At 72.9% G+C, this 17464-nt stretch carries 19 protein-coding genes; 11 read left to right on the top strand and 8 right to left on the bottom strand.

What is annotated here, in order from left to right:
* Nucleotides 1–32 precede the first annotated feature (32 nt).
* Entirely contained in the window at nt 33–458 is a 426-nt protein-coding gene (locus tag JQN72_RS01460; RefSeq protein ID WP_204133374.1) for a MerR family DNA-binding transcriptional regulator, read from the bottom strand.
* A 98-nt stretch (nt 459–556) separates the two neighbouring features.
* On the opposite strand from JQN72_RS01460, the gene JQN72_RS01465 reads away from it, so the two are divergent.
* On the top strand, nt 557–1750 hold the full coding sequence (locus tag JQN72_RS01465; protein ID WP_204133375.1) for an acyl-CoA dehydrogenase family protein: 1194 nt from the start codon (nt 557–559) through the stop codon (nt 1748–1750).
* On the top strand, nt 1747–3303 hold the full coding sequence (locus tag JQN72_RS01470; protein WP_204133376.1) for an acyl-CoA carboxylase subunit beta: 1557 nt from the start codon (nt 1747–1749) through the stop codon (nt 3301–3303). The genes JQN72_RS01465 and JQN72_RS01470 overlap by 4 nt, the downstream gene beginning before the upstream one ends.
* A gap of 11 nt (nt 3304–3314) precedes the next feature.
* Here the strand turns inward: JQN72_RS01470 and JQN72_RS01475 are convergent, their stop codons facing one another.
* From JQN72_RS01475 to JQN72_RS01490, 4 genes are all read right to left on the bottom strand, one after another.
* Entirely contained in the window at nt 3315–3821 is a 507-nt protein-coding gene (locus JQN72_RS01475) for a gluconokinase (RefSeq protein ID WP_239099932.1), read from the bottom strand.
* Entirely contained in the window at nt 3818–4486 is a 669-nt protein-coding gene (locus tag JQN72_RS01480; RefSeq protein WP_204133377.1) for a nucleoside triphosphate pyrophosphatase, read from the bottom strand. The genes JQN72_RS01475 and JQN72_RS01480 overlap by 4 nt, the downstream gene beginning before the upstream one ends.
* Nucleotides 4487–4502: 16 nt before the next feature.
* Nucleotides 4503–5108: a TetR family transcriptional regulator gene (locus JQN72_RS01485; RefSeq protein ID WP_204133378.1), complete on the bottom strand. Its 606-nt coding sequence runs from the start codon at nt 5106–5108 to the stop codon at nt 4503–4505.
* 179 nt (nt 5109–5287) lie between these two features.
* Nucleotides 5288–6979 carry a DUF885 domain-containing protein gene (locus JQN72_RS01490; RefSeq protein WP_307812352.1) on the bottom strand — a complete coding sequence of 564 codons (1692 nt, stop codon included), beginning with the start codon at nt 6977–6979 and terminating at the stop codon, nt 5288–5290.
* Nucleotides 6980–7515: 536 nt separating this feature from the next.
* Between JQN72_RS01490 and JQN72_RS01495 the strand changes: the two genes are divergently transcribed.
* From JQN72_RS01495 to JQN72_RS01505, 3 genes are all read left to right on the top strand, one after another.
* Complete coding sequence (locus JQN72_RS01495; protein ID WP_204133380.1) at nt 7516–8154, top strand: TetR/AcrR family transcriptional regulator; 639 nt, start codon at nt 7516–7518, stop codon at nt 8152–8154.
* 139 nt (nt 8155–8293) lie between these two features.
* Entirely contained in the window at nt 8294–9487 is a 1194-nt protein-coding gene (locus tag JQN72_RS01500) for a cytochrome P450 (RefSeq protein ID WP_204133381.1), read from the top strand.
* On the top strand, nt 9484–9684 hold the full coding sequence (locus tag JQN72_RS01505) for a ferredoxin (protein ID WP_204133382.1): 201 nt from the start codon (nt 9484–9486) through the stop codon (nt 9682–9684). The genes JQN72_RS01500 and JQN72_RS01505 overlap by 4 nt, the downstream gene beginning before the upstream one ends.
* 15 nt (nt 9685–9699) lie before the next feature.
* Here JQN72_RS01505 and JQN72_RS01510 read toward each other — a convergent pair whose 3' ends face one another.
* Together JQN72_RS01510 and JQN72_RS01515 are read right to left on the bottom strand one after the other, a co-directional pair.
* Entirely contained in the window at nt 9700–9915 is a 216-nt protein-coding gene (locus JQN72_RS01510; RefSeq protein ID WP_204133383.1) for an acyl-CoA carboxylase epsilon subunit, read from the bottom strand.
* Nucleotide 9916: 1 nt separating this feature from the next.
* Nucleotides 9917–11545: an acyl-CoA carboxylase subunit beta gene (locus JQN72_RS01515; RefSeq protein WP_239099933.1), complete on the bottom strand. Its 1629-nt coding sequence runs from the start codon at nt 11543–11545 to the stop codon at nt 9917–9919.
* A 23-nt stretch (nt 11546–11568) separates the two neighbouring features.
* Here JQN72_RS01515 and JQN72_RS01520 point away from each other — a divergent pair, with 23 nt between their 5' ends.
* The 4 genes from JQN72_RS01520 to JQN72_RS01535 are packed head-to-tail and all read left to right on the top strand — an operon-like array spanning nt 11569 to nt 15177.
* Nucleotides 11569–12366 (top strand): biotin--[acetyl-CoA-carboxylase] ligase, encoded by a 798-nt coding sequence (locus JQN72_RS01520; protein ID WP_204133384.1) that lies wholly within the window; start codon nt 11569–11571, stop codon nt 12364–12366.
* Complete coding sequence (locus JQN72_RS01525; RefSeq protein ID WP_204133385.1) at nt 12356–13486, top strand: adenylate/guanylate cyclase domain-containing protein; 1131 nt, start codon at nt 12356–12358, stop codon at nt 13484–13486. The genes JQN72_RS01520 and JQN72_RS01525 overlap by 11 nt, the downstream gene beginning before the upstream one ends.
* A 14-nt stretch (nt 13487–13500) precedes the next feature.
* On the top strand, nt 13501–14181 hold the full coding sequence (locus JQN72_RS01530; protein WP_204133386.1) for a response regulator transcription factor: 681 nt from the start codon (nt 13501–13503) through the stop codon (nt 14179–14181).
* Nucleotides 14182–14187: 6 nt separating this feature from the next.
* Nucleotides 14188–15177 (top strand): sensor histidine kinase KdpD, encoded by a 990-nt coding sequence (locus JQN72_RS01535; protein WP_204133387.1) that lies wholly within the window; start codon nt 14188–14190, stop codon nt 15175–15177.
* 16 nt (nt 15178–15193) lie between these two features.
* Here JQN72_RS01535 and JQN72_RS01540 read toward each other — a convergent pair whose 3' ends face one another.
* The gene (locus tag JQN72_RS01540; protein WP_307812353.1) at nt 15194–15670 is read right to left on the bottom strand and encodes a GtrA family protein; all 477 of its coding nucleotides are present in this window, start codon (nt 15668–15670) and stop codon (nt 15194–15196) included.
* A gap of 39 nt (nt 15671–15709) precedes the next feature.
* Between JQN72_RS01540 and JQN72_RS01545 the strand changes: the two genes are divergently transcribed.
* Both JQN72_RS01545 and purE read left to right on the top strand, forming a co-directional pair.
* A complete protein-coding gene (locus JQN72_RS01545; RefSeq protein ID WP_204133388.1) occupies nt 15710–16924 on the top strand; it encodes a 5-(carboxyamino)imidazole ribonucleotide synthase in 1215 nt (404 codons plus the stop codon).
* Nucleotides 16921–17448: a 5-(carboxyamino)imidazole ribonucleotide mutase gene (gene purE / locus JQN72_RS01550; RefSeq protein WP_239099934.1), complete on the top strand. Its 528-nt coding sequence runs from the start codon at nt 16921–16923 to the stop codon at nt 17446–17448. Before JQN72_RS01545 ends, purE begins: the two co-directional genes overlap by 4 nt.
* The last annotated feature ends 16 nt before the right edge of the window (nt 17449–17464 follow it).

Genomic DNA, 17464 nt, shown 5'->3' on the forward strand with positions numbered 1-17464 from the left:
CGCCCGGCGCCATCAGGCTGCGTCGTCGATCCTCACAGTCGGCCGAGCCGATCGAGGTCGTCGCGACAGCGCCGCTCGAACGTCTCGAGCTCGGCGAGGGCGGCGTCGAGGTCCCGGCGCCGCTGCTCGAGGTCGGTGCGGCGCTCGTCGATCTGGGACAGGACGTACTCGAGCTGGCTGCGCCGGCCCCGCGGTGCGTCGTAGAGGTCGATGATCGTGCGGATCTCGTCGAGGGGGAAGCCGAGCCGTCGTCCACGCAGCACGAGGGCGAGCCGGGTGCGGTCGCGCCGGTGGTACACGCGGGTCGTCCCGCGGCGGTCGGGGGAGATGAGGCCGAGCTCCTCGTAGTGCCGCACCGTGCGGTGGGTGACGCCGAACTCCTCCGCGACCTCCGCGATCGTCCACGTGCGGGACGGGTCGTCGGGCGCGGCGGGCGAGCCGGTCGTCTGGCTTGTCACGCGCCGAGTATTGCTTTACGTTGACGTCAACGTCAAGAACGTGACCGACGGCCGTCCACCGCGACCCGGGGGCGGGCCCACTGCGTGAAGGAGCGTCCATGTTCGAGCTGGGGAAGGACCACGAGGAGTTCCGGGCGGTCGTCCGGGACTTCGCGACGGAGGCCGTCGAGCCGTACGTGGCGGACTGGGACCGCGAGCACCACTTCCCGACCGCGCTCGTGCCGGTCATGGGGGAGCTCGGGCTCTTCGGGCTCGTCGTCCCCGAGGCCTACGGCGGCTCGCTCGAGCACTCCGAGGGTGGCGCGTTCACGAGCCTGTGCATCGCGATCGAGGAGCTGGGGCGGGTCGACCAGTCGATCGGGATCACCCTCTCGGCCGGCGTCGGCCTCGGGATCAACCCGGTCCTCACCTACGGCACGGACGAGCAGAAGGAGCGCTTCCTCCCCGACCTCGTCGCCGGGCGCGCGCTCGCCGGGTTCGGGCTCACCGAGCCGGACGCCGGCTCCGACGCGGGGGCGACCCGGACCAGGGCGGTGCTCGACGAGGCGGCCGGAGAGTGGGTCCTCGACGGCGCGAAGGCGTTCATCACGAACTCCGGCACGGAGATCACATCGGTCGTCACCGTCACCGCGCGCACGGGCACCCGCGAGGACGGGCGTCCGGAGATCTCCGCGGTCATGGTCCCCTCCGGCACGCCCGGCTTCACCGTCGAGCCCGCCTACCGGAAGATGGGCTGGAACATCTCGGACACCCATGGGCTCTCGTTCTCGGGCTGTCGGGTCCCCGCCGACCACCTGCTCGGCGAGCGGGGGCGGGGCTTCCACCAGTTCCTCAAGACGCTCGACGACGGCCGCATCGCGATCAGTGCGCTCGCGGTCGGGCTCATCACCCGGATGCGCGAGGAGGCCGCCGGGTACGCCCGTACGCGGACCGCCTTCGGGCGGCCGATCGGAGCCAACCAGGGCGTCGCGTTCCCCGTCGCCGATCTCGCCGTCATGGAGGACGCCGCCCGGCTGCTCACCTACCGCGCCGCCTGGCTCAAGGACGAGCACGAGGCGGGCCGCCGGTCGGCCGAGGAGGTGTCGCAGGCGGCGGCGAAGGCCAAGCTGTACACCTCGGAGGCCGCGGTCACCGCGACGCGCATCGCCACACAGGTGTTCGGCGGCAACGGGTTCATGGAGGAGTACCCCGTCGCGCGCTTCTACCGCGACGCGAAGATCCTCGAGATCGGCGAGGGCACCTCCGAGGTGCAGCGGATGGTGCTCGCGAAGGGTCTGGGCCTCTCGGCATGAGCGACACCGACCCCCGCGTCGAGGACGTCCGGAGCCGGCTCCACGAGGCACGGGCGGCGTCGGCGGCACCCACCGAGAAGGCCGCGGCCAAGCTCGAGGCCCAGGGCAAGCTCTACGTCCGCGACCGGCTGGCCCTGCTCCTCGACGACGGGTCGTTCGTCGAGGACGGCCGGTACGCCAACGCCCTCGCGCCCGGGCTCCCCGCGGACGGGGTCGTCACCGGCCGGGGCACGGTCGAGGACCGGCCGGTCGTCGTCATCGCGAACGACCCCACGGTCAAGGCGGGCTCGTGGGGGGCACGCACCGTCGAGAAGATCGTCCGCGCCACCGAGACCGCGCTGCGTGAGGAGCTGCCCGTCTTCTGGCTCGTCGACTCCGCGGGTGCCCGGATCACCGACCAGGTCGAGATGTTCCCGGGCCGGCGGGGCGCGGGCCGGATCTTCCACAACCAGGTCGCGCTGTCGGGCAAGGTGCCGCAGGTCTGCTGCCTCTTCGGGCCGTCCGCCGCCGGCGGCGCGTACATCCCGAGCTTCTGCGACGTCATCGTCATGGTCGAGGGCAACGCGTCGATGTACCTCGGCAGCCCCCGGATGGCCGAGATGGTCGTCGGGGAGAAGGTCTCGCTCGAGGAGATGGGCGGCGCCCGGATGCACTGCACGGTCTCGGGGGTCGGTGACCTCCTCGCGGCCGACGACGCCGAGGCGATCGAGCTCGCACGCCTCTGGTTCTCGTACCTGCCGGACTCCTGGCGCACCCCACCGCCGGGCTACCACCCCGAGGAGCCGGCCGTGCCCCTCACCCGGCGGTCCGTGCCCGAGCGCGAGAGCCAGCCCTTCGACGTGCACGGGCTGATCGACGGCCTCGTCGACGACGACAGCTTCTTCGAGGTCAAGCCGCTCTTCGCGCCCGAGCTCGTCGTCGGCTTCGCCCGGATGGGCGGCGAGAGCGTCGGCATCGTGGCGAACAACTCCGCGGTCAAGGGCGGGGTCCTCTTCAGCGACTCCGCGGACAAGGCCGCACGGTTCATCTGGCTGTGCGACGCGTTCTCGGTCCCGCTGGTCTACCTCGCCGACGTCCCCGGCTTCATGATCGGCTCCGAGGTCGAGCGCGGCGGGATCATCCGGCACGGCGCGAAGATGGTCTCGGCGGTCGCGTCGGCCACCGTGCCGCAGCTCTGCGTCGTCGTCCGCAAGGCCTACGGGGCCGGGCTGTACGCGATGGGCGGACCGGGCTTCGGCCCGGACGCGACGATCGCCCTGCCCACGGCACGGATCGCCGTGATGGGTCCCGAGGCGGCCGTCAACGCCGTGTACGCCAACAAGATCGCCGAGGTCGAGGCGGCCGAGGGAGAGCAGGCGCGGGACCGGTTCGTCGCCGAGCGACGGGCCGAGTACCTCGAGGACGTCGACCTCGAGCGGCTCGCGGCGGACCTCGTCGTGGACCAGGTGGTCGAGCCCGAGGAGCTGCGCACCGAGCTGCTGCACCGGCTGCGGTACGCGGCCCGGCGCGACCGGCACTTCGCGGACAAGCGCCGCGACGTCCCGCCCGTCTGAGACGCGCCGCCTCAGCCGGTGTGCAGCCGGCGCAGCGCGTCGTCGACGACGTCGTCCGGCGCCGCGACGTTCTCGACCGTCGTCCCGGGCTCGTCCTCCTCGAGCGGCTCGAACGCCTCCAGCTGCGAGCGCAGCAGGGCCGGCGGCATGAAGTGCTCGCGGCCGGTCATCCGGCGCTCGAGCTCCTCGACCGGCACGGCGAGCGCGACGAACCGCACCTCCGGCTCGGCCTCGCGCAGCCGGTCCCGGTGGGCACGCCGCAGCGCGGAGCACGCGACGACGACGTCCCGGCCGCGCATCGCCGCGCCGACCGCGTCCAGCCAGGGCCACCGGTCGGCATCGGTGAGCGGCACCCCGGACCTCATCTTCTCGACGTTGGCCGCCGGGTGGAGGTCGTCGGCGTCCACCATCGGCCACCCGAGGACGTCCGCGAGCCGGGCCGCGAGGGCCGACTTGCCGCTGCCGCTCGGGCCCATGACGACGAGGGGGCCGGCCGGACGTCCCGGGGCGCCGCTCATGCCGGACCGCGCAGGTCGTGCCAGCGGATGCCGAGCTCCGCGGTGAGGTCGCGCAGGAGGGGGAGCGAGACGCCGACCACCGTGCTCGGGTCGCCCTCGATGCCCGCGACGTACGGCCCGCCGAGGCCGTCGATCGTGAACGCCCCGGCGACCCGGAGCGGCTCGCCGGTCGCGACGTAGGCGTCGATCTCCTCGTCGGTGAGGTCGGCGAAGTGGACGGTGGTGGACGCCGTCGCGCCGACCAGGCCGCCACTGCCGCCGGAGGCGCCGTCGCGGCGGTCGACGAGCCAGTGGCCGGTGTGCAGCACCCCCGACCGGCCGCGCATCCGGCGCCAGCGTGCCCTCGCCTCCGAGGCGTCGGCGGGCTTGCCGTGCACCTCGGTGTCGAGCTCGAGGACCGAGTCGCAGCCCAGGACGAGGTCGGTCCGTGAGGCGTCGGCCCCGGGCGCGGCGTCGAGCGCCGCGACGACGTCGTCGGCCTTCGCTCGGGCGAGGAGCAGCGCGACGTCCGCGGGGGCGAGCGGGCCGTGCGTCTCCTCGGCCTCGTCGAGCGCGGCGTCCTCGTCGACCGACGAGACCTGCACGACCGGCTCGACCCCCGCGGCGCGGAGGGTGGTGAGCCGGGCAGGGCTGGCGGAGGCGAGGAGGAGGGTCACGGCGGGCATGGCGCCACCGTAGAGGTCAGGCGAGCCGTGCACTGCCGAGGTCGCCGGTGAGGTAGTGCTGGAGGACGGGTGCGACCGTTTCGGCCAGCACCTCGCGGTCGACGTCCTGCATCCCGGGCAGCTCCAGCACGTACCGGCTGAAGACGTAGCCGCTCAGCTGTGTGCCGATCAGCGCCGCCCGCAGCTCGGGTCGGTCGGCACCGAGCAGCTGCGCCAGGGGGACGAGCAGGCGCTCGGTCAGCAGCTGCCGGACGAGCACCGAGGCCTCGTCCTCGGACGCGGCGGCCCGCAGCAGCCCGGTCATCATCCGCATCGTGTCCGGTGACTCCAGCGTGCGGATGACCCAGCGGGCCAGGCGGCGCCCGATGTCCTGCCCGCCGCCGCTGATGAGGTCGCCGATCACGAGGTCCGGCTGGAAGGGGAACTCGACGACCGTGACGAAGAGGTTCTGCTTGCTGCCGAAGTAGTGGGTGACGAGGCGGGTGTCGACGTCCGCCTCCCGCGCGATGCCCCGCAGGGTCGTCCGCGGGTAGCCGAGCTCGGCGAACTGGCGCGCCGCGGCCTCGGCGATGGCCTCGCGGGTGTTGCTCCCCGCCGGACGACGCCCTCTCGCTCGACTCACGGCACCTCCTCCCGGATCGTGTGTGCGACCCAGTATGACGGGGACGTCGGGGGCCGCCACTCACCGCAGGCGCGGTGTCGAGAGTGGTTCGTGCCCTCCTGGTGGGGGTGTCCTGGCAGGTCAGCGGCTCGCAGACTCCTCTGCGCGGCCGAGCCCGGGATCCTGCGTCGTCAACGATGTCATCGGGAGAGGACGGCCTCGCGCAGCACGTCCAGCCCCACGGACCCGACGTCGAGCGCCCGGCGGTGGAAGTCCTCGAGGGAGAAGGCGGCACCCTCACGGGCCCGGACCTCGTCGCGCATCTGCATCCAGAGGCGCTCGCCGATCTTGTAGCTCGGGGCCTGTCCGGGCCAGCCGAGGTAGCGGTCCAGCTCGAAGCGCAGCATCCCCTCGCTCTCGTTCGAGTGGGCGGTGAGGAACTGCCAGGCCTTCTCGTAGGTCCACTCGCCACCGCCGACCTCGGCCGGAGCCTCGAAGCCGCAGTGCACGCCGATGTCGAGGACGACGCGGGCGGCCCGCAGGGACTGGCCGTCGAGCATCCCGAGGTAGGTGCCCGGGTCGTCGAGGTACCCGAGCTCGGCCATGAGGCGCTCGGCGTAGAGCGCCCAGCCCTCGCCGTGCCCGCTGACCCAGCACATCATCCGCCGCCATCGGTTGAGCAGGTCACTGCGGTACACGGTCTGGGCGACCTGGAGATGGTGGCCGGGTACGCCCTCGTGGTAGACGGTGGTCAGCTCGCTCCAGGTACGGAACTCGGTGACGCCCTTGGGGACCGACCACCACATCCGGCCGGGGCGCGAGAAGTCCTCGCTCGGCCCGGTGTAGTAGATGCCGCCGGTCTGGGTGGGGGCGATCCGGCACTCGATGGTGCGGACCGGCTCGGGGATGTCGAAGTGGACGTCGGCCAGGTCGGCGATGACGGCGTCGGCCTTGACCTGCATCCACTCGCGCAGGGCGTCCGTGCCGAGGAGGCGGTAGGAGTCGTCCCGGCCGAGGACCTCGACGGCCTCGGCGACACTCGCCCCGGGGGAGATGCGGTGCGCGGTGGCCCGCATCTCGGCGACGATCCGGGCGAGCTCCTCCTGACCCCAGGCGTAGGTCTCCTCGAGGTCGATGGTGGCGCCGAGGAACAGCCGCGAGGCCAGCTGGTAGCGCTCGCGCCCGGCGGCGTCCGAGGCGGGGGCGTGGTCCAGGAGGTCGGCGGCCAGGGCGGTGCCGGCGTCCTGGTAGGCCGCGGCGGCCGCCTCCACGGCACGGCGCAGGTCGGTGGCGACGCTGTCGTCGAGCGGGTCGTTCCCGGCCCGGGCCGAGGCGAGCAGACCGGTGAAGTAGCCGTCCGGGGTGGTGAGCTCCTCGCACTGCCGGATGCACGCCTCCACCTGCCGGCGCGGTGTGACGAGCCCGCGGTCCGCGGACTCACGCAGCGTGCCGAGGTACTGCCCGAGCGCGCGGGGGACCTGCGACAGGCGCGCCGCGATGGTCGCCCAGTGCTCCTGCGTGTCGGTGGGCATGAGGTCGACGACGTCGCGGCATCCCTGGAGCGGTGACGCGATGACGTTGAGCTCCATGCGGTCGAAGCCCGCGTCGTGGGTCTCGACGGCGAGGCCGAGACGCTCGCGCATCGCGGCGACGGTGACCCGGTCGACGTCGTCGACCGGGTCGACGGTGTCGAGTCGCGCGAGGGTGTCGCGAGCGAGCTGTGCGTGGTGGGCGTAGCCGTCGGGGGAGAGGTCGTCGAGCTCGGTGTCGTGGCCTGGGACGCCGAGATAGGTGGCCTCGATGGGGCTGGCCGCGACGACGGCGTCGAAGTGGTCCTCGGCCACGGCGTCGACGGGGGTGGGTGGGCGGGTCGGGCTGCTTGCGGCGCTCACCCGCCGGACGGTACCCGACACCACGGACGGTCGTCCCCGGGGTTTTCCGGACCGCGGGGAGGCCCGGTGTCGGGCGAGAAGGTCGGCGTCCAGTTGTGGCATGGGTCCGCCTGCTGCACAACGAGATCAGTCTCCAAGGCAAAGGCGACAGAAGGTAAAGGAATCGCAATATCGGGCTGTTTCGGGGCGGGGCGGGGTTGGTCCCGCGAGGGTCGGTGCCCATTCGGAGTGGGTCGTGTCGGTCGTTCGGGGGGTGGGTGTGTCGCGCGTCAAGACTCTTGGCAGGACCGACGGGGCCGCCGGCGGTGGGGTGTCTGGCGCACCACGGTCATGAGGGCCCGAAATGCGCGGCTTGGTCCGTACGGCCCGGATCTCCGGGTGGAGCGAGGCCCTGTTCGGCGGCGACACGGACGGGCATGATGAGCCCGTCAACCCGAGAACGCCGCCATGGCCCCACCAGACGTCGCGCAGCCGAGCCTCCGGGATGGGGCGAGGTGAGCCCGGTCCGGACCCGCCGGGAGCGCGGGAAGGAACCGATGGAGAGCGAGAGCGGGCGACTGCGCGCCGATGCGCAGCGCAACCGCGACCAGATCGTGCACGTCGCCAGGCTGGCGTTCGCCGAGGTCGGGCCGGGCGTGCCGATGGACGAGATCGCCCGCCGCGCCGGGGTCGGGGTCGGCACCCTCTACCGCCGCTTCCCGGACCGGAGCGCGCTGCAGCAGGCCGTCGCGCTCGAGACCCTCACGACGTTTCTCGCCGACGCACGCACCGTTCTCGCCGAGGAGGCCGTCGCCTGGGACGCCTTGGTGCGCATCGTGAACCGGGCGGTGGGCCTGCGGCTCGGGACGCAGCTGACCTCGATGGACAAGCCCTCCCGACACGCCGTGCTGGGAGCGCCCGCGTTCATGCAGGCCCGATCGGAGGCCATCGGGATCATCGAGGAGCTGGTGGTCCGCGCCCAGGAGGAGGGGTCGATGCGCACGGACGTCGGCCCCGGTGATGTCTTCGCCGTGGTGTCGCTGCTGCTCAAGCCACCTCCGAGCCCGTCCGAGGCGATGTCCGACCTGCTGGCCCGCCGGTGCCTGACCCTGGTCCTCGACGGCCTGGCGGCCGAGGGGCGACACGCGTTGCCGGGCAGGCCGGTCAGCGCGGTCGACCTCAGCCTCCCCGGCTGACGCCAGCCTTCCCGGCTGACGCCGCGTGGCCCCGTCCGGGCCGGTCGAACCTCTCGAGTGGCGGGGCCCCGGGGTCAGTCCTACGCTCGAGATAAGCGGAAGAATTGCTTCCGTTTAATCCGAGCGACAGGGGATCTCGATGGCTACGCCACCCGCTCTGCAGACTGCCCGCCACTGTCCGTACGCGCCACCGCAGGAGCACACCCGGATCCGCGACGCCGACGGGGGAGTCGGCCGAGTGACCCTCGGCAGCGGCCAGGAGGCGTGGGTGCTGAGCAGACTCGACCAGATCCGCACGATGTTGACCGACGCCCGGTTCAGCTCCGACCGTCAGGACCCGAACTTCCCGCGGTTCTCTCCCGGCGGCCGCCCCACCGGCGGGATGCGTCCGTCGCTCATCGAGCTCGACCCACCCGCACACGGCGCTGCTCGCAGGGCCGTCGTCGGCGAGTTCACGGTGCGTCGCATGGCCGACCTGCGTCCGAGGATCCAGGAGATCGTCGACGAGCACATCGACGCCATGCTGGCCGGCCCACGCCCCGCCGACCTCGTGCGCGATCTTGCGCTCCCGGTGCCGTCCCTGGTCATCTGCGAGCAGCTGGGCGTGCCGTATGCGGACCACGACTTCTTCCAGGTGCGCAGTGCGGCCGTGTTGCGCCGCGACACCTCCGCCGAGGACAGGGACCGCGTCGTCCACGAGCTGGTGGGCTACCTGAAGGACCTCATCGCCAGCAAGGCGGAGGACCCACCCGACGACCTGCTGGGCCGCCAGCTCGCCCAGGGCCGGGACCCCGAGGACGTCCTGTCGCTGGCCTTCCTGCTGCTCATCGCCGGGCACGAGACGACCGCCAACATGATCTCCCTCGGCGTGGTGACCCTCCTCGAACGCCCCGACGAGCTCGCCCGCATGCTCGAGGACCCGGAACGTACATTGCCCGCCATCGAGGAGCTGCTGCGGGTCTACACGATCGCCGAGTTCGCCAACGCTCGGGTCACGACCGAGGACGTCGAGATCGACGGGGTGGTCATCCCGGCGGGCGAGCCGGTCGTCGCCCTCAGCAACGCGGCGAACCACGACCCGTCGGCCTTCCCCGACGCCGAGCGGATCCAGCTCGACCGCGGGGCGCGCAACCACGTCGCGTTCGGCTTCGGCATCCACCAGTGCCTCGGCCAGAACCTCGCACGGATGGAGCTGCAGGTCGTCTTCGACACCCTGTTCCGCCGGGTCCCGACCCTGCGGCTGGCCACGCCCGCCGACGAGCTGCCGTACAAGGACGACGCGTTCATCTACGGCATCCACGAGCTCCCGGTGACCTGGGGCGAGGCCGCGTGACCCGGATCGTGGCCGAGCTCGACCGGTGCATCGGGGCGGGGCAGTGCGTGCTGGCCGACCCCGGCGCGTTCGACCAGCGCGAGGACGACGGCACCGTCGTGGTCCTCGAGGAGCATCCCGCGGACGACACCGCGGTCCAGCGCGCGAGGACCGCGGTCGACACCTGTCCGAGCCGCACCCTGTCGCTCGTGGAGTAGGCCGCCCAGCAGGCGTCAGCGGCGGTAGGTCCACTGCCAGGCGCCGGGGCCGGGGGCGAGGCCGTGCCGGAGCAGCGCCCGGTGCGAGGCCCACGAGGAGGAGGGACGGTCCGGTGCGTCCGGCGCGCCGCCGGTGGCCGCGAGCACGGCGACCACCGCGGCGACCTCCTCGGCCGTCGCGCCTCCCTCGACCCGGATGGCCGGGCGCTCCGCACGCTCGTCGGTCGCCATGTCAGAGCGGGATGTTGCCGTGCTTCTTGGGCGGGAGCGTGGCGCGTTTCGTGCGCAGCGCCCGCAAGGCCTTCGTGACGTTCATCCGGGTGTTCGACGGGGTGATGACGGTGTCGACGTAGCCCCGCTCGGCCGCGACGTACGGGTTGGCCAGCGCCTCCTCGTACTGCGCGACGAACGTGGCGCGTGCCTCGTCGACCGACTCGCCCTTGTCCGCGGCCTCCGTGAGCTGCTTGCGGTACAGGATGTTGACCGCCCCCTGGGCTCCCATGACCGCGATCTGCGCGGTGGGCCAGGCGAGGTTGATGTCTGCCCCGAGGTGCTTGGACCCCATGACGTCGTACGCGCCGCCGTACGCCTTGCGGGTGATGACGGTGACGAGCGGGACCGTGGCCTCCGAGTACGCGTAGATGAGCTTCGCCCCCCGACGGATGATGCCGTCCCACTCCTGGTCGGTCCCCGGCAGGAAGCCCGGCACGTCGACGAAGGTGAGCACCGGGACGTTGAAGGCGTCGCACGTGCGCACGAAGCGGGCGGCCTTCTCGGAGGCGTCGATGTCGAGGGTGCCGGCGAACTGCATCGGGTTGTTCGCGACGACCCCCACCGAGCGGCCCTCGACCCGCCCGAAGCCGGTGACGATGTTCGGGGCGAACAGCGGCTGGACCTCGAGGAACTCGCCGTCGTCGAGAACCCGGGTGATGACCTCGTGCATGTCGTAGGGCACGTTCGGGCTGTCCGGGACGATCGTGTCGAGGACGCGGTCGTCGTCGGTGACGTCGAGGTCGAGCTCCTCGCCGAAGACCGGAGGTTCCTCCATGTTGTTGCTCGGCAGGTAGGACAGCAGCGCCTTGACGTACTCGACGGCGTCCTCCTCGTCGGTGCCCATGTAGTGCGCGACGCCGGACTTCGTGTTGTGCGTCTTCGCGCCGCCGAGCTCCTCGAAGCCGACGTCCTCGCCGGTGACGGTCTTGATGACGTCCGGCCCGGTGATGAACATGTGGGAGGTCTGGTCGACCATCACCGTGAAGTCGGTGACGGCGGGGGAGTAGACGGCCCCGCCGGCGCACGGGCCCATGACGAGCGAGATCTGCGGGACGACCCCGCTCGCGTGGACGTTGCGCCGGAAGATCTCGCCGTAGAGTCCGAGCGAGACGACTCCCTCCTGGATGCGTGCCCCGCCGGAGTCGTTGAGGCCCACGACCGGGCAGCCGACCTTCATCGCGAAGTCCATGACCTTGCAGATCTTCTCGCCGAAGACCTCGCCGAGCGACCCGCCGAAGACCGTGAAGTCCTGCGCGAAGACCGCGACCGTGCGGCCGTCGACCGTGCCGTACCCGGTGACGACGCCGTCGCCGTAGGGGCGGTTGCGGTCCTGGCCGAAGGCGACCGAGCGGTGCCGGGCGTACTTGTCCATCTCGACGAACGAGCCCTCGTCGAGCAGCAGCTCGAGGCGTTCGCGCGCGGTCTTCTTGCCGCGCTTGTGCTGGGTCTCGACGGCCCGGTCGGAGCCGGCGTTCGCGACCTCCGCGACGCGCCGCTTGAGGTCGGCCAGCTTGCCCGCGGTCGTCGTCGTGTCGATGTCCTCCGGGACGTCCGTCCCGCCGATGGAGTGCAGGTCGCTCGTCGACATGCGCCGAGCCTAGCCTTGGGCCCATGTCCCGGGAGCCCGCCGACCGACCGCTCGGCGCGGTGTCGGTCACACCGGGCGACCCGTGGCTCCCGGTCGAGGTCTTCGACCGGCTGGGGTCGACGAACGACGAGCTGCGGCGGGACCCGCGGCCGTACCGGGTCGTCGTCGCCGACGTGCAGGAGAGCGGCCGGGGCCGCCTCGGGCGGGTCTGGACCACCACGCCGGGCACCGCCCTCGCCGTGTCCGCGCTCGTCCCGCAACCGCCCTCCGGCGCCTCCTGGGTGCCGTTGTTCGCCGGCCTCGCGGTGCAGCGCGCGGTGGCCGAGGTGGCGGGGGTGCCGACCGGCCTGAAGTGGCCCAACGACGTCCTCGTCCCGGGGGACGACGGCCGCAAGCTCGCCGGCGTGCTCTGCGAGTGGCTGCCGGTGGGCGTCGTCGTCGGGGTGGGGGTGAACGTCGACACCGCGCGCGCGGACCTGCCCCTCGACACCGCCACGTCGCTGCGGGCCGCGGGGCACCCGGGAGTCCACCGCACGGCGCTGCTCGAGGCCTACCTGCGCCACCTCGCAGCGGTGCTGCGCGAGGACACCGGCCCGTCGGGGGCCTCGGTCCGCGCCTACCGCGACGCCTGCGCCACGGTGGGCCAGGACGTCGAGGTGCACGAGCCCGCGGGCGCGATCCGCAGGGGCAGGGCGACAGGCGTCGACGAGGCGGGCAGACTGAGGGTACGCACCGACGGCGGGACGGCCCAGGTCTCGGCGGGCGACGTCGTCCACGTGCGCCTTCAGGGAACGGAGAGAGGTGGCGCGGATGGCGGGTGAGCCCGTCCCCGGGACTGCGCCCGAGAACCCGCGCGGGACCGGTGAGGGTCCGGGGCTGCCCGCCGCTCCGGACACCGACGACCTCCCGGAGCGCGTCGAGCGCTCCCTCCTCGGCCGCTCCGCGACGATGGGCCGGCTCGAGGTCAGCGAGGGTGCCGGGGTCGACGCCGGTGACGCGCGACGCTTCTGGCACGCGATGGGCTTCCAGGTCGTCGACGACGACGAGGCGATGTTCACCGAGGCCGACGCCGCAGCCCTGCGCCGGGTCACCGAGATGGTGCGCCGCGGCGAGGTGAGCGAGGAGCTCGCGCTCGGGATGACCCGCGCGTTCGCCCGCACGGCCGACCGGCTCGCCGTCTGGCAGACCCAGCTCGTCGCCGAGTCGCTCACGCCCGACCTCGCCGACGAGCTCGAGGGCAAGGACACCCGGTCCGTCCCGGACCTCGGGGTCGCGGCCGACGCGGCGAACCTGCTGTCCCGGACGATCGACGAGATCGAGCCGCTGCTCGTCTACGTGTGGCGGCGGCACCTCACCAACGCCATCCAGCGCATGCTGGCCGACGCCGACCCGGCCGTCCGCTCCGACCCGTCGGCACCGCTGCGCGCCGTCGGGTTCGCCGACCTCGTCGCCTTCACCTCCTTCGTCCGCCGGATGAGCGAGCGGCAGCTCGCCAAGCTCGTCCAGCGTTTCGAGCTCCTCGCGACCGACGTCGTGGCCGAGCACGGCGGCCGGGTCATCAAGACCGTCGGCGACGAGGTCCTCTTCGTGCACAGCGAGGCCGCGGCGGCGTCGGCGATCGCCCTCGACCTCGTCGACGCGATGGCCGAGGACGAGCTCCTCCCCCCGGTGCGGGTCGGCCTGGCCCACGGGCGGGTCGTGTCCCGGCTCGGCGACGTCTTCGGGATGACGGTCAACAAGGCGAGCCGGATCACCGCCGTCACCCCCTCGGGGACCGTCTACGTCGACGACGACATGGCCCGCGCCCTCGGAGCGGTCTCCGGGTTCAGTGCCATCGAGCGGCGGCGACGGATGCTGCGGGGCATCGGCGTCGTGACCCTCCACGAGCTTCGACGTGCCCCCGGCGGACGTCGTCACCCGACGATGGTGGCCTCGACGTGACTACGATCGGCTCCATGACCAAGGTGCTCCTGGCAGAGGACGATCCGGCCATCTCCGACCCGCTCGCCCGCGCGCTGCGCCGGGAGGGGTACGACGTCGAGGTGTGCGTCGACGGCCAGTCAGCGCTCGACCACGCACTGCGGCAGCCGGACCTCGTCGTCCTGGACCTCGGGCTGCCGACGATGGACGGCCTCGAGGTCTGCCGTCGGCTGCGTCAGGAGGGCAGTACCGTGCCGGTGCTCGTCCTCACGGCGCGCGCCGACGAGGTCGACACCGTCGTGGGGCTCGACGCCGGCGCCGACGACTACGTCACCAAGCCCTTCCGGCTGGCCGAGCTGCTGGCCCGGGCGCGCGCCCTCCTGCGCCGCGGGGTCACCGAGAGCGCCGACGCCGAGACCCAGCCGCTGCTCGACATCGACCCGGAGGGCCGCCGGGTCTTCCTGCGCGGCGAGGAGGTCCAGCTCACCGGCAAGGAGTTCGAGCTCCTCCGGGTGCTGGTCTCCAACAGCGGCAAGGTCGTGTCGCGGGAGAAGCTCATGCGGGACGTCTGGGACAGCGCGTGGTACGGCTCGACCAAGACTCTCGACATGCACATCTCCGTGCTGCGGCGGAAGCTCGGGGACGACGCGGCCCATCCCCGCTACATCACGACGATCCGCGGCCTCGGCTTCCGGTTCGACGCCCCGGAGGACTGACCCCCGGTGCGCAGGACCGTCGTCGCGGTCGCCCTGCAGGCTGCGGCGGTCACCGCGCTCCTGCTCGGTGTCTGCGTGACGGTGCTCGTCGTCCAGGGCTACCTGCCCGGCGCCCTCGTGGGGTCGGCCCGGTGGGTCGTCCCACTGACCTTCCTCGGCGCGGTCGTCGTCGGCGTGGCCGTCTCCCTGTGGCTGGCCGACCGCAGCGCCGCGCGCCTCCTGGGGCTGGTCGGCGCCCTGCGGGACCACGCGGAGCGGCTCGCGGCCGGTGACACCCGGCCGGTGCCGCTGTCCTCGGGCATCGACGAGCTCGACCGCCTCGACGCCGCCCTGGTCCGGGGCGCCCAGCAGGGCGCCAAGCGGCTCGCGTCCGAGCGCGACTTCGCCGCGGACGCCTCGCACCAGCTCCGCACCCCGCTCACGGCCCTCCTCATGCGGCTCGAGGAGATCTCGATGACCGAGGACCTCGAGGTCGTCGCCGAGGAGTCCGCCATCGCCATCGGGCAGGTCGAGCGGCTGAGCAAGGTCGTCGACGACCTCATGAGCCGCACCCGCAGCGGCGTCGACTCCAACCCCTCGGTGTCGCTCGACTCCGTCCTGGCCTCGTTGCAGCGCGAGTGGCAGCCGGCGTTCGAGTCGGCCCGGCGCAGCGTCCACGTCAGCGGCGAGCGGGGCGTCGTCGTCCGTGCCACCCCGGTCGCGCTCGGCCAGATCCTCACGACCCTGCTCGAGAACTCGCTCGCCCACGGCCGTGGCACGGTCGAGGTCAACGCCCGTCGTGCCGGGCCGTCGGTCGTCATCGAGGTCAGCGACGCCGGCGACGGCGTACCGGCGACGCTCGCACCGCACATCTTCGAGCGTTCGGTGTCGTCGTCCGGCTCCGGTCTGGGCCTCTCGCTCGCCCGCGACCTCGCGGAGGCCGCCGGCGGTCGTCTGGAGCTCGCACGGTCGGCCCCGCCGGTGTTCGCGCTGTTCCTCTCGGCGAGCGAGGACTGAGCCGTCCGCCGGACGCTCAGAGCGGTTCGCGGGCGAAGACGAACCGGCGGTAGGCCCAGAACCGGAAGAGCGTCCCGAGACCGATGCCGACGACCGTGGCGACGTTGTCGGCCAGCCGCGAGGTGAAGTCGAGCCCGTAGTGGGAGACCGCGAGGGTGGCGGCCGAGATGCCGAGGGCGACGAGGTTGACACCGAAGAACAGGGCGACCTCGTGGTGCACCGGCCGGCTGCGGCGGTGCCGGAAGGTCCACTGCCGGTTGCCCACCCACGCGACGAACGTCGCCACCGCCCCGGAGATGACCTTCGCGGTCGTCACCTTGTCCTCGAGCACGGTGTGCCAGAGGAGGTTGGCGAGCCCGAGGTCGACGACGAAGGCGACGGCGCCGACGACGCCGAACTTGATCATCTCGCGGTAGAGGACGTCGACCGCGCCGCGGACGAGGTCGAGGCCCCGTGCGACGAGGTTGCGCGGTGGTGCGTCCTGGGCGGTCACCCGTGCAGCCTAACGACAGGCCCTCGATATCCTCGCCCGGTGACCATCCCGCGCAAGGCACCCGGAGGGTTCCCCGTCGTCGGTATCGTCGGAGGTGGTCAGCTCGCCCGGATGTGCGCCGGCCCCGCCGCCGAGCTCGGCGTCACGCTGAGCGTCCTCGCCGAGGCCGAGGACTCCAGCGCAGCCCTCGTCATCCCCTCCGCCCCGGTCGGGGCGCACACCGACGTCGACGCCGTGCGGCGGTTCGCCGCGTCCTGCGACGTCGTCACCTTCGACCACGAGCACGTGCCGCCGGAGGTCCTGGCCCACCTCGTCGAGGACGGTGTCACGCTCCATCCGTCGCCCGAGGCGCTGCGGTACGCGCAGGACAAGCTCGCGATGCGCCAGCGGCTCACCTCCCTCGGTGTGCCGTGCCCGCGCTGGGTCCGGGCCGACACCGCCGCCGACGTCGAGGCCTTCGCGGACGAGGTCGGCCGGCCCGTCGTGGCGAAGACCCCGCGCGGCGGCTATGACGGCAAGGGCGTCCGGGTGGTCCGATCGGCCGACGAGCTCACCGACTGGCTCGAGCGTGCCGCGGACGCCGGCACCGGACTGCTCCTCGAGGAGCGGGTCCCCTTCCGCCGCGAGCTCGCGGTGCTCCTCGCGCGCAGCCCGTCCGGCCAGGCCGCGGTGTGGCCGGTCGTCGAGACCGTGCAGACCGACGGCGTCTGCACGGAGGTCCTGGCCCCCGCGCCAGGTCTCGACCCCGACCTCTCGGCCGCCGCGGTCGAGGCCGGGCTGCGGGTGGCCGGCGAGCTCGGGGTCACCGGCGTGCTCGCCGTCGAGCTCTTCGAGCTGGAGCGTGGGTCGCCACGCGGGGTCGAGGTCACGGGCGCGGACGGCACGCCGTCGTTCGTCGTCAACGAGCTCGCGATGCGGCCGCACAACTCCGGCCACTGGTCGATGGACGGCGCGGTCACCGGGCAGTTCGAGCAGCACCTGCGGGCCGTGCTCGACCTCCCGCTCGGCTCGCCCCGGCCGCGGGCGCCGTGGACGGTCATGGCGAACGTCCTCGGGGGCGACCTCCCGGACCTCTACCCGGCGTACCGGCACGTCATGGCGCGCGACCCGGAGGCCAAGGTCCACCTCTACGGCAAGGGTGTGCGGCCGGGCCGCAAGATCGGGCACGTCAACCTCTCCGGCGACGACCTGGACGACCTGCGCGAGCGGGCCGGGCACGCGGCGGACTACATCCAGGGAAAGGTCACGGAATGAGCGGGACGACGGACGCGACGCCGGTCGTCGGCGTCGTCATGGGGTCCGACTCCGACTGGCCGGTCATGGAGGCCGCCGTCACCGCACTGGACGAGCTCGGCGTCGCCTGCGAGGTCGACGTCGTCTCGGCACACCGGATGCCCGAGGAGATGCTCGAGTACGGGCGCAGCGCGGAGGGTCGCGGGCTGCGCGTCGTCATCGCCGGCGCCGGTGGTGCGGCGCACCTGCCGGGGATGCTCGCATCGGTCACGTCGCTACCGGTCATCGGGGTACCGGTGCCGCTCGCGCACCTCGACGGGATGGACTCGCTGCTCTCGATCGTCCAGATGCCCGCGGGGGTGCCGGTGGCGACGGTGTCGGTCGGGGGGGCGCGCAACGCCGGGCTCCTTGCGGCGCGGGTCCTCGGGGCCGGTGAGGGGCCGGAGGCCGTGCGGCTGCGGGCGGCGATGGCCGAGTTCCGCACGTCCCTGCGGGACCAGGCACACGCCAAGGGCGCAGCACTGCGGGAGCGGCGCGGCCGCTGAGCGCGTCGCCGGTGCG

It is taken from the genome of Phycicoccus sp. CSK15P-2 (assembly GCF_016888005.1).
Lineage (GTDB): Bacteria > Actinomycetota > Actinomycetes > Actinomycetales > Dermatophilaceae > Phycicoccus.

Excerpts from the sequence above, each read along its gene's own strand:
- JQN72_RS01465 (WP_204133375.1), top strand. The coding sequence starts at position 557 with ATGTTCGAGCTGGGGAAGGACCACGAGGAGTTCCGGGCGGTCGTCCGG.
- JQN72_RS01470 (WP_204133376.1), top strand. The coding sequence starts at position 1,747 with ATGAGCGACACCGACCCCCGCGTCGAGGACGTCCGGAGCCGGCTCCAC.
- JQN72_RS01475 (WP_239099932.1), bottom strand. The coding sequence starts at position 3,821 with ATGAGCGGCGCCCCGGGACGTCCGGCCGGCCCCCTCGTCGTCATGGGC.
- JQN72_RS01480 (WP_204133377.1), bottom strand. The coding sequence starts at position 4,486 with ATGCCCGCCGTGACCCTCCTCCTCGCCTCCGCCAGCCCTGCCCGGCTC.
- JQN72_RS01495 (WP_204133380.1), top strand. The coding sequence starts at position 7,516 with ATGGAGAGCGAGAGCGGGCGACTGCGCGCCGATGCGCAGCGCAACCGC.
- JQN72_RS01500 (WP_204133381.1), top strand. The coding sequence starts at position 8,294 with ATGGCTACGCCACCCGCTCTGCAGACTGCCCGCCACTGTCCGTACGCG.
- JQN72_RS01510 (WP_204133383.1), bottom strand. The coding sequence starts at position 9,915 with ATGGCGACCGACGAGCGTGCGGAGCGCCCGGCCATCCGGGTCGAGGGA.
- JQN72_RS01515 (WP_239099933.1), bottom strand. The coding sequence starts at position 11,545 with ATGTCGACGAGCGACCTGCACTCCATCGGCGGGACGGACGTCCCGGAG.
- JQN72_RS01520 (WP_204133384.1), top strand. The coding sequence starts at position 11,569 with ATGTCCCGGGAGCCCGCCGACCGACCGCTCGGCGCGGTGTCGGTCACA.
- JQN72_RS01525 (WP_204133385.1), top strand. The coding sequence starts at position 12,356 with ATGGCGGGTGAGCCCGTCCCCGGGACTGCGCCCGAGAACCCGCGCGGG.
- JQN72_RS01530 (WP_204133386.1), top strand. The coding sequence starts at position 13,501 with ATGACCAAGGTGCTCCTGGCAGAGGACGATCCGGCCATCTCCGACCCG.
- purE (WP_239099934.1), top strand. The coding sequence starts at position 16,921 with ATGAGCGGGACGACGGACGCGACGCCGGTCGTCGGCGTCGTCATGGGG.